Annotated in this window: 11 protein-coding genes; 4 read left to right on the top strand and 7 right to left on the bottom strand. The window is 61.7% G+C overall.

Annotation, left to right across the window (positions count from 1 at the left end; all coding sequences use genetic code 11):
• Window positions 1-285 precede the first annotated feature (285 nt).
• From ACQRD3_RS10600 to ACQRD3_RS10585, 4 genes are all read right to left on the bottom strand, one after another.
• A complete protein-coding gene (locus ACQRD3_RS10600) occupies window positions 286-468 on the bottom strand; it encodes a hypothetical protein (protein WP_080906238.1) in 183 nt (60 codons plus the stop codon).
• A 193-nt stretch (window positions 469-661) separates the two neighbouring features.
• Complete coding sequence (locus ACQRD3_RS10595; protein ID WP_427781366.1) at window positions 662-2,602, bottom strand: hypothetical protein; 1,941 nt, start codon at window positions 2,600-2,602, stop codon at window positions 662-664.
• A complete protein-coding gene (locus ACQRD3_RS10590) occupies window positions 2,556-3,458 on the bottom strand; it encodes an ABC transporter ATP-binding protein (protein ID WP_080906240.1) in 903 nt (300 codons plus the stop codon). The genes ACQRD3_RS10595 and ACQRD3_RS10590 overlap by 47 nt, the downstream gene beginning before the upstream one ends.
• Window positions 3,455-3,835: a GntR family transcriptional regulator gene (locus ACQRD3_RS10585; RefSeq protein WP_080906241.1), complete on the bottom strand. Its 381-nt coding sequence runs from the start codon at window positions 3,833-3,835 to the stop codon at window positions 3,455-3,457. The genes ACQRD3_RS10590 and ACQRD3_RS10585 overlap by 4 nt, the downstream gene beginning before the upstream one ends.
• Window positions 3,836-4,043: 208 nt before the next feature.
• Here ACQRD3_RS10585 and ACQRD3_RS10580 point away from each other — a divergent pair, with 208 nt between their 5' ends.
• From ACQRD3_RS10580 to pth, 4 genes are all read left to right on the top strand, one after another.
• Entirely contained in the window at window positions 4,044-4,529 is a 486-nt protein-coding gene (locus ACQRD3_RS10580; protein WP_427781365.1) for an HD domain-containing protein, read from the top strand.
• Window positions 4,530-4,704: 175 nt separating this feature from the next.
• On the top strand, window positions 4,705-5,868 hold the full coding sequence (locus ACQRD3_RS10575; RefSeq protein ID WP_427781364.1) for a UDP-N-acetylglucosamine diphosphorylase: 1,164 nt from the start codon (window positions 4,705-4,707) through the stop codon (window positions 5,866-5,868).
• Between the two features lie 63 nt (window positions 5,869-5,931).
• A complete protein-coding gene (locus tag ACQRD3_RS10570; protein WP_080906341.1) occupies window positions 5,932-6,891 on the top strand; it encodes a ribose-phosphate pyrophosphokinase in 960 nt (319 codons plus the stop codon).
• Window positions 6,892-6,969: 78 nt separating this feature from the next.
• Window positions 6,970-7,563, top strand: coding sequence for an aminoacyl-tRNA hydrolase (gene pth / locus ACQRD3_RS10565; RefSeq protein WP_427781363.1), 594 nt, complete (start codon window positions 6,970-6,972; stop codon window positions 7,561-7,563).
• Between the two features lie 54 nt (window positions 7,564-7,617).
• On the opposite strand, the gene ACQRD3_RS10560 is transcribed toward pth, so the two are convergent.
• The 3 genes from ACQRD3_RS10560 to ACQRD3_RS10550 are packed head-to-tail and all read right to left on the bottom strand — an operon-like array spanning window position 7,618 to window position 9,636.
• Complete coding sequence (locus ACQRD3_RS10560; protein ID WP_080906245.1) at window positions 7,618-8,340, bottom strand: DivIVA domain-containing protein; 723 nt, start codon at window positions 8,338-8,340, stop codon at window positions 7,618-7,620.
• Window positions 8,341-8,389: 49 nt separating this feature from the next.
• Entirely contained in the window at window positions 8,390-8,899 is a 510-nt protein-coding gene (locus ACQRD3_RS10555; RefSeq protein ID WP_080906246.1) for a cell division protein SepF, read from the bottom strand.
• A 26-nt stretch (window positions 8,900-8,925) separates the two neighbouring features.
• Window positions 8,926-9,636 (bottom strand): YggS family pyridoxal phosphate-dependent enzyme, encoded by a 711-nt coding sequence (locus ACQRD3_RS10550; RefSeq protein ID WP_080906247.1) that lies wholly within the window; start codon window positions 9,634-9,636, stop codon window positions 8,926-8,928.
• Window positions 9,637-9,696: the final 60 nt, after the last annotated feature.

Raw genomic sequence — 9,696 nt, 5'->3', positions numbered from 1 at the left:
TACGTAGACTTCCTTCATAGAATGACCCTCCACAATGATTATGATATAGGTTTCCTTCGGGCTCCCTGCCCTTTGCGAATTCCCTTTAATTATAAACTCCCCATCTAGAAAAATCAACAGAAACTTTGTGAAAACTTTAACACGTTCAAAAGCCTTCCGGCAAAATACCGGCAGGCAGTGATATGATCCCTGTCTGCCGGTCAAATGCTGTAAAAAATCATGGGCTCCACGCCGCAGAAGCCTGCGCTGCGGGGCAGTGCGGCTTTCCTTCTGCCAAAATTCGACTCACTGCCCCTCTTTGCCTTTTTTGGGGGTCAGGGCGCTGTCTACCAGCTTGATGAGCTCCAGCGCGCTGCGGAAGGCCTGGGTTTTCTCCCCCTCCAGCCAGCTGATGGTCCCCTGCCAGGTGGCGTCCTGCGTATTGAGCACCTTTACTACAAACGTCCCTTTTCCCTTTTCTCCTGTCATTGTTTCACCTTCCTGTCCCTGCCTGCACTTTAACTTGTACTTTAGTTTATCCGGCGGCAGATACATTTTGGTCACATTTTAAAAAAGCCGTCGTGCTTTTTACCTTGCAACAGACAAAACATTTTTAAAAAAACCAAAATTCTCCATTCAAGTGCAGAAAAGCGCCTGCCCCGACGGGGCAGGCGCTCTCGGTTCAGCTGTCGGCGCGGCCCCGAAGCAGTTCCCGCAGGCCCAGCTCCTCCAGTGCGCGGAGGGTAGAGGTCGAGGTCACTTGCGGAGTAAAGAAAATGCTGGTGCTGTTGAACACCTTTTCTCCATCCACTTCCACAACGGGCCAGGAGAAGTAGAGCTCGATGTCGGAAACAAAGCAGTTCTCCTGCCTCTCCCGGTCATCCAGCAGATACCGGCGCCCGATGCGTCCGGCGTCCAGATCCTCCTGCACCGCCTTCCACAGCACCTGCGCCTGCTGGGCGCTCAAATCGTAGCTGCCGTAGCGTCCGCCCTCCTGATCGGTATCCCGGGTGTTGGAAAGGGACCCGCCGGAGGCCTCCACCCGCCGGGCCTCGGCGCCGGAGGGCAGGTCGCTCCCATAGGCCGCCCGGATCCGCTCGGGCCTGTTGATAAAGCGTTCCAGCTTGGAGGCGTAAGAATCCGGGTCGGTGAGCGCCTCGGCACGGATGGGCAGGCTGTCGTATCGGCGGCTCACCGTCCGCCCATCCTTCAGGGTATATCTCAGCCGCAGGGAAGTGGTCGTCTCAGTCTGATAGGAGTCCCTGTCGTAGGTCCCGCTGCTTTCGCTGTTCTGCTTCAGGTCGTCCAGCCGCTGGGTGATCGCCCCGTGAAGGTCCACTACGGCGGCGATCTCCTCCGGATCGGTGATGGTATAGTTTGTATAGCTCCCGCTGTCGTAGGGGGCGCTGTTGACTCCGCTGAAACAGACGCTCTCCACCGCATCAGCCTCCGGCGTCCAGATCTGATAGCCCATCAGATCCAGGCGGGCGCCTGCCAGAACGAGGAGCAGGGTGCCCGCCAGAACGGCGCAGCCCTTCCAGCCGTCGGCAAAGACCCGCAGGGTCTTTTTCAGCAGCATCCGCCCGGCAAAGGCGCACACCACGGCGCAGATCACCGCCAGCAGGATAAAGCTCCAGGCCCCGAACCGGTCAAAAAAGTTCATGTAGAGTAGGATCCCCAGCGCCACGCCGCCGCAGACACCCAGTCCGTACTGGAACACGGGCCGCACCCAGCCCACAGTCACCAGATCTCCGGCGCGCTCCAGCTGTCGGCAGCGATAGACCGCCAGCGCCACGAGCGTGAATATGGCCCCCAGCACCACGCAGTAGCCCAGGGCGGCGGCGGTGCTGACGCTGCTGAAGCTCTGCATCTCCAGCGTCTCATCGTAAAAGGTGTCGTAACGGAGCAGATTGTTCAGCTGCAGCGCGGGCGTACACCACCGCCCCAGGCTGGAGCCGCTGAGGGTGCCCACATCAAACCCAACCAGCAAAATTTCCATAGCTGTGTCGATCAGGACGAAGATCCCCATCACCAGCGCGTTGATGATGCCGTAGAAAACCGGCAGGGCCAGGATGTGTCCGGTGAACATGGCGCAGAATACCGCCAGGCAGAAAAAGAACATGGACACCGACGTCTGGACCAAAAACCACCGCAGCACCGGCATCGCCGAGCCCGCTCCCACCGCAGCCTCGGCAGCCAGGGTGATCAGGGTGATCACCAGATCGGGCACCAAAAAAAAGCACAGCCCGGATACCCAGTTGGTGAGGAACAGCCCCTCCCTCCGGATGGGCAGCGCATGGAGCATCCCCGCGGAGCGGCTGTTCATCAGATAGGAGAAGAGGGCCATAGCCGTCAGAAGTCCGAAAATCACCCCCACTGGTATGGAGGCGCTGGTGGCGCTAAAGACCTGTCCGGTCACCGCGGAGATCAGCCGGCTCCGGGTGTATTCCCTTCCCCCGTCCAGAATGATCTCCATGGGCAGCAGGAAAAACAGGACGGCGGTATATACTGCCCAGATGGGCCAGAATCTGGTCAGGTTTTTTTGGAACAGCGTGAGGTTGAACCACCCCTTGCCCTTAGAGGATAACGTCCCGGACGGCATAGTCCTCACCTCCCAGCTCATAAATAAAGATCTCCTCCAGCGTCAGAGGAAGGGCGTCCATCAGGATGGGGGCGTAGGCCGCCAGCCGGTTGGTCACCTCGTCGGCCTTTCCCCGGACGATCAGCGTGTGGATGCGCCCCACCTGAGATACGTTGAGCACCTCCATGTCGTCGGGCAGCACCGGCAGCTTCTTCTCCTGAAACACCACCTGCATCTTCACCAGGTTTTCCTGGAGGTCGGACAGGCTCCGCTCGATGAGCACCTTTCCCCGGGAGAGGATCCCCACGTGGTCGCACACATCCTCCAGCTCCCGAAGATTGTGGGAGGAGACCAGAACCGTGGTCCCGTCCTGCGCCACATCGGACATCAGCAGCGACCAGACCTGGCGGCGCATCACCGGATCCAGTCCGTCCACCGGCTCATCCAGCACCAGGACCTCCGGCCGGGCGCACAGGGCCAGCCAGAAAGCGGTCTGCTTCTGCATTCCCTTGGACAGACGGCGGATGGGCCGGGTCTCGTCCACGCTCCGAAAGACTTCCTTCAGCGCCTCGTACCGCTTCTGGTCGAACCGGGGATAAAAGCCGCGGTAGAATCGGGCCATGTCCCGGGTGGAAGCCGAGCCGAAATAGTAGAGCTCGTCGGGAATATCCACCATCTTCTCTTTCACCGCCGGGTTTTCATACACCGGCTGCCCATCCACCAGCACCAGGCCGCTGTCCTGCTGGTAGACGCCGGTGATATGCCGCAAAATGGTGGACTTTCCCGCCCCGTTGGGGCCCACCAGGCCGTAAATGGCCCCGTCCGGCACCGTCATGGTCAGCCCGTCCAGCGCACAGAATCCGTCAAAGCTCTTGACCACATTCTGGACCTCGATCATTCCGCTCCCCCCTCTCTGTTCTCCTCCGCCCGGTTGACTCTCTGTGCCAGCTCCTGGGCGGTCATCCCCAAAAACAACAGTTCCGTACTCAGTGCGTCGAACTGCCGCAGCAGCTCCCCCCGCCGGGGCGTCTCCCCGCCCGAGTCCCGGACCACAAAGGCCCCCTTGCCCGGGGTCGTACTCACATAGCCCTCTTCCTCCAGCGCCGCATAGGCCCGCTGAATGGTGTTGGGATTGATGGCCAGACTGGCCGCCATCGCCCGCACGGAGGGCAGCTTTTCCCCCACGGCGATGGCCCCTGTGACCACCAGATGTCTCAGTCCGTCCCGCACCTGCTCATAGATGGGCCGGGCGTCCCGATAATTGAGGCTGATCATGGCCCCACTCCCTTCCTGCCCTGCGGCAAAACTGTACTGCGCCGCTTGGTACAGTCAGTATATCCAAAGTCTTCCGCCGATACAAGTGGGGAAGCCTTACGAAAGTCTTACGTTTTCAAATCGATTTTCTTTTTTTGCGTGACATCTGATTAAAAAGCGGCTATAATGGCGGCGAATGATCCGATCAGCTGGAAAGGAGCCGATGGATATGGTCACGATCAACCTCGCCAACTGGAACGCATTTTTGGACTGTCTGGACGGCCTGCTCTACACCCCTGAGGTCCAATCCATGCGCCGCCTGCCCCACCACCCCGGGGTCAACTGCTATGAGCATTCGGTCTTTGTGGCCTACGTGGCCTTCCGCATCGGACGCCGCTATGGGCTGGACTACCGCGCCTGCGCCCGGGGCGGTCTGCTCCATGACCTCTACCTCTATGACTGCCGGGACGCCTCGGCTCACCCGGGCAACCAGTGTCTGGACCACCCCGAGTTCGCCCTGCGCAATGCCGCCGCCCTCACCGCGCTGTCTCAGAAGGAACGCAACATCATTCAGGCCCACATGTGGCCGCTGGCCGTCCATCTGCCCCGGAGCCGGGAGGCCTGGGCCGTCAGCTCCGCCGACAAGATCTGTGCCACCCTGGAGGTGCTGGGCGTCTGGAAACGCCTGCGGATGCGCGCGGTGCTGGCGGCCTGACGGGCTGCCCGTCCGCCTGCCGTGCACACAAGCCCCCTTGATTTCCTCCCTTTTCTCCTGTTTCCCGTCAAATCCGCCAAAAAGAGGCCCGCTTTCTGCGGGTCTTTTTCTTTGCATTTCAGTTCCGCATTTGTTATAATATAGCTGAAAATCGACAGAATGGGAGTGTGTGCCTGTGGAAGCGCTGGGCGCCATTGTATTTTTGCCCCGGGATGAGCGCGGCTCCTCCCTGTTCCTGGACGACATTCTCTTCGATCCGGCGGCCCTCTGGCTGACCGAGACCCTCCGCCGAGAGGGTGTGGAGCGCTTTCTGGTGATCTGCGGCGAGGACCTCCGGGATGCCGCCGCCCCCTGCTTTCCCGCCGGAGCCTCTTTTGCCGCTCCGGACGCCCCCGATTTTACCGCCCGGGTCCTGGACTTCCTCGCCCAGGTCCCCGGCCCCGTGATCATGGTCACCCGGCCTGTTTTGCTCGCTCCGGCGGGCACCGGCTTTGCCCGTTCGGGCAAGGAGCCGCCCAAAAGCCTCTTTACCCTCCGGGGCGCGGCTCTGGCCGCGGCGCTTCAGGACGGCCGCAGTCTGGATGAGACCCTCTCCGCGCTGGGAGACGCCCGGCCCTGGCAGGGCCGCTTCCTCCCCCTGACCCCGGATCCCATCCACCGGGCCACCGAAGTGGAACCCCTGGCCAGAGGCCTGGGTGTGGAACGGATGCTCTCCTGCGGTGTGCGGGTCATCGACACCGAGAGCACCTTCGTCGGTCCCGCCGTCACCGTGGGCGCGGGCGCCGCTCTGCTCCCCGGTTCCATTCTCCGGGGCCGCACCTCTGCCGGCACGGGCTGCGTCATCGGTCCCAACACCATGATCCGGGACTGCCAGCTGGGGGAGCGGGTCACCGTCAATTCCTCTCAGCTCAATGAGTCTGTGGTGGACGACGACACCACAGTGGGGCCCTTTGCCTACATTCGCCCCCACTGCCATGTGGGCAAGCACGTCAAGGTGGGCGATTTTGTGGAGCTGAAGAACTCCACCGTGGGGGACGGCACCAAGATCTCTCACCTGACCTACGTGGGGGACACCGACGCCGGCGCCCACATCAACTTCGGCTGCGGCACGGTCACCGTCAACTACGACGGGACAAAAAAATTCCGCACCACCATCGGCGATCACGCCTTCATCGGCTGCAACACCAATCTGGTGGCCCCGGTCACGGTGGGAGAGGGCGCCTATACCGCCGCCGGCTCCACCATCACCGGCGAAGTGCCTGCCGACGCCCTGGGGATTGCCCGGGCCCGCCAAGTGAACAAGGAGGGCTGGGCCGCCCGCCGCCGAAAGGCGGACTGACCGCGCAAATCGCACCCCGTGGGGGTAATGATATATAAATATGAGATTGAGAGGATGTATCACATGATCGCGCATGGAAAGGACATCAAAATTTTCTCCGGTAATTCAAACCGGGGTCTGGCTCAGGAGATCTGTCGGAAGATCGGCACCGAGCTGGGCAACGCCGAGACCGGCAGCTTCTCCGACGGAGAGAATTTCGTCTCCATCTACGAGACCGTCCGCGGCTCCGACGTATTCGTGGTCCAGTCCACCTGCTCCCCCGTCAACGACAACCTGATGGAGCTCCTGATCATGATCGACGCCTTCAAGCGGGCCTCCGCCGGGCGCATCACCGCCGTGATCCCCTACTTCGGCTACGCCCGTCAGGACCGCAAGACCAAGCCCCGCGACCCCATCTCCGCCAAGCTGGTGGCCAACCTCATCACCCGCGCCGGCGCCGACCGGGTGCTGACCATGGACCTCCACGCTTCCCAGATCCAAGGCTTCTTTGACATCCCCGTGGACAACCTGCTGGGCAACCCCATTTTCGTCCACCACTTCCACGACCGCTTCCTGGGTCAGGAGGATCGGACCGTGGTGGTCTCCCCCGACGTGGGCAGCGTGGCCCGCGCCCGGGCCTTCGCCCAGAAGCTGGGCATGCCTCTGGCCATTGTGGACAAGCGCCGCCAGAAGGCCAACTCCTCCGAGGTCATGAACATCATCGGCGACGTGAAGGGCAAGCAGGTCATCCTCTTTGACGACATGGTGGACACCGCCGGCTCCCTGTGCGGCGCGGCCCAGGCCTTGGTCTCCATCGGCGGGGCCACCGACGTGTACGCCTGCGCCAGCCACGGCGTCCTCTCCGGCCCGGCCATCGAGCGCATTGAGCAGAGCGCCATCAAGGAGATGGTCTTCCTGGACACTGTGCCCCCCCGTCCCGGCGTGACCTGCGGCAAAATCAGGTACCTCTCCGTGGCCGACATGTTTGCAGAGGCCATTGAGCGCATCTACCAGGAGGTCTCGGTCTCCAAGCTGTTCAACTGATCCTCTCATCCCCACCGGGGCGGAGCGCACGCTCCGCCCCGGTTTTTCCACATTTCAACGAAACGAAAAGGTGACCGTATGTTTTTTTCCCGAAACAAGACTCCCGGGGTGACCTGGCTGGTGGTGGGCCTGGGCAACCTGGGCGGCGAGTATGAGCACACCCGCCACAATGTGGGCTTCGACGTGATCGACGCCCTGGCCGACACCCTGGGCATCCCGGTCCAGCGCCTGAAATTCAAGGCCCTCACCAACACCGCCGCCCTGGGAGGGGAAAAGGTGCTCCTCATGAAACCCACCACCTTCATGAACCTCTCCGGCGAGGCGGTGGAGCAGGCGGCTGATTTTTACAAGGTCCCTCCCGAGCGTATCCTCGTCCTCTCCGACGAGGTGGCCCTCCCGCCCGGCAAGCTCCGGGTGCGGCCTTCCGGTTCGGCGGGGGGGCACAACGGTCTGAAAAACATCATTCTCCACCTCCACTCCGACCTGTTTCCCCGCATTCGGGTCGGTGTGGGCCAAAAGCCGCATCCCGACTACGACATGGCCGACTGGGTCCTGGGCCGTCCCCAGGGGGCGGACCGCAAGGCCATCGACGAGGCGGTCAAGCGGGCCGCCCAGGCGGTGGAAGTCCTGATCCGGGAAGGTCCCCAGGCCGCAATGAACCGTTTCAACTGACTCAGGTTTTTAAAAAAGGATCCGTCCCCGCCAGTTTTGGCGGGGACGGATATTTTATTTGATCTCGTAATCCTTGCCGAATCTCAAATTGTTGAAATCGATGCGGCGGGTGGGGGCGGTGTCCTCAGGATCCTCCTCGGACCCCTCCTCTTCCGGTTCCTCCTCCGCACGGCGGGCGGGGCCCTTTTTCAGCTCCGCGTACAGGCTCTCCCCCTCCAGGGATCCGGTGAATTCCCCTTCCGGGAGCTCGTCCTCCACCGCTTTTTCCACCGCGTCACCGATGTCGTCCGCAGTCTGCGCCACGGGGTCGGCCTTGGGCGGGGCGGCGGTGAGCTTGGACAGCCCCGCGAGGTAATCCATCTCGTGCTGATAGAGCTCCTTCAGTTTCGAGACGTAGGCCGCGGTGGCATTCTGAGCCGCAGTCAGGCGGAGCTGTTCATTCTCCACCTCCTGCTGAAGTCCGGCCATCTTTGCCTTGGCCGCCTGCTCGGCCTCGGCCAGCACGGACGCCTTCTTCCCCTCCGCCTCGGCCACCATCTGGTCGGCCATCTTCTGGGCGGAGAGGAGCGCCTTGCGCATGGCGTCCTCGGTGGCTCGGTATTCCTCCACCTTTTCCACCAGCACCTTCATTTTGGCCTTGAGGGCCGCGTTTTCTTTGTAGAGGGCGGTATAGTCTCCGGTAAGCAGGTCGAGGAACTCGTCCACCATGGACATGTTATACCCGCCGAAGGTCGCCTTGGAAAAGGCGTGCTCCGCCACTTCCTGCGGTGTCAGCATCTTTCATCCCACGCTTTTTTATTGTATTTGGCTTTCCCGGAGGAAAACATTAAAAATAGAGGCCGTTGTTCTCCAGCTCGTCGATCAGATCCCCCAGGATATCCACATTGTAGGGGGTGATGATGTACGTGGAAATGGCCACCTTCTTGATCTTGCCCTCCTGGGCGTAGGCCACGCCGGAGAGGAAGTCCAGCAGGCGCCGGGCCACATCCTTGTTGGTGGACTCCAGATTGAGCACCACCGTACGCTTGTCCCGCAGATGGTCGGCGATCTCGGCGGCGTTTTCAAACCGGTCGGGCTTCACCAGGACCACCTGGAGTTGGGTCGTGGTGTGGATGTTGACCACCTTATTGCTCCGCCGCTCGGTGCGGTCGGTGTCAAAAAGCGGCGTCGTGTTCTCCTGCCGGGCAGTCTTGTCCTTCGCCGCCGTGCGGTCCAGGCGGCTCGCGGTCCGATCCATACGGTCGTTCCCCGCAGTCTCAAAGTCCTCGAATCCTTCGTCCTCGTCCTCATCTTCATAGGGCCGGGCGATCCGCTTCAGTTCATCCAGAAATCCCATTGCCGGTTCCTCCTAAAACGATATCCTCACTCTGCCTTCGGATGCATGGGGGGCCGTGCGCCAAACAGGGCGGTCCCCACCCGGACCAGGGTTGCCCCCTCCCGAACTGCGTCGGGATAGTCGCCGCTCATCCCCATGGACAGGCAGTTGATTTCAGACTCATTATCTGCTATTTTCCGTCTTATGTCAACAAAAAGCTGATACATTTCGTGAAAAAATCGGCGATTTCCCTCCGGCCCTGCCACGGGAGGGATGGACATCAGGCCCCGCAGGCGCACGTGGGGCAATTCCACGGCCTTTCTGGCCAGCGCCTCCACCTGGTCGGGCGCGATCCCGGACTTGCTCTCCTCCCCGCCCACGTTGACCTCCAGCAGGATATCCTGGACAAGGCCCAGCTTGGCCGCCTCCTTGTCGATGGCGTTCAGCAGATGCTCCGAGCCCACCGACTCGATGAGATCCACCCGGCCCACCACCTTGTTGACCTTGTTGGTCTGAAGATGGCCGATGAAATGGAGGGCGGAGCCGGCATAGGCGTTGGCCTCCAGATGGGCGGTCATCTCCTGGACCCGGTTTTCTCCGCAGACAGTGATCCCCGCGGCGATGGCCGCACGGATGGTGTCGTCGGTCTGGACCTTGGTGGCTGCCACCAGGGTGATCTCAGACGGGTCCCGCCCCGCTTCGCGGGCGGCGGCGGCAATGTTTTCCTTTACCTGACGGACATTTTCTTCCAGTGACATGACGGTATCCTCTCTTTCTCAGTCAAGTCCGGGGCGGTCTGCGCCCCCTGTGCTTCTCTT

This window comes from Candidatus Pseudoscillospira sp. SGI.172, from assembly GCF_050313575.1.
Lineage (GTDB): Bacteria > Bacillota > Clostridia > Oscillospirales > Oscillospiraceae > Vermiculatibacterium.
This window is presented reverse-complemented; position numbering and strand designations above follow the sequence as displayed.

Bases quoted from the DNA above. Each gene is read 5' to 3' on its own strand.
- ACQRD3_RS10600 (WP_080906238.1), bottom strand. From the start codon at position 468: ATGACAGGAGAAAAGGGAAAAGGGACGTTTGTAGTAAAGGTGCTCAAT.
- ACQRD3_RS10595 (WP_427781366.1), bottom strand. From the start codon at position 2,602: ATGAGCTGGGAGGTGAGGACTATGCCGTCCGGGACGTTATCCTCTAAG.
- ACQRD3_RS10590 (WP_080906240.1), bottom strand. From the start codon at position 3,458: ATGATCGAGGTCCAGAATGTGGTCAAGAGCTTTGACGGATTCTGTGCG.
- ACQRD3_RS10585 (WP_080906241.1), bottom strand. From the start codon at position 3,835: ATGATCAGCCTCAATTATCGGGACGCCCGGCCCATCTATGAGCAGGTG.
- ACQRD3_RS10580 (WP_427781365.1), top strand. From the start codon at position 4,044: ATGGTCACGATCAACCTCGCCAACTGGAACGCATTTTTGGACTGTCTG.
- ACQRD3_RS10570 (WP_080906341.1), top strand. From the start codon at position 5,932: ATGATCGCGCATGGAAAGGACATCAAAATTTTCTCCGGTAATTCAAAC.
- pth (WP_427781363.1), top strand. From the start codon at position 6,970: ATGTTTTTTTCCCGAAACAAGACTCCCGGGGTGACCTGGCTGGTGGTG.
- ACQRD3_RS10560 (WP_080906245.1), bottom strand. From the start codon at position 8,340: ATGCTGACACCGCAGGAAGTGGCGGAGCACGCCTTTTCCAAGGCGACC.
- ACQRD3_RS10555 (WP_080906246.1), bottom strand. From the start codon at position 8,899: ATGGGATTTCTGGATGAACTGAAGCGGATCGCCCGGCCCTATGAAGAT.
- ACQRD3_RS10550 (WP_080906247.1), bottom strand. From the start codon at position 9,636: ATGTCACTGGAAGAAAATGTCCGTCAGGTAAAGGAAAACATTGCCGCC.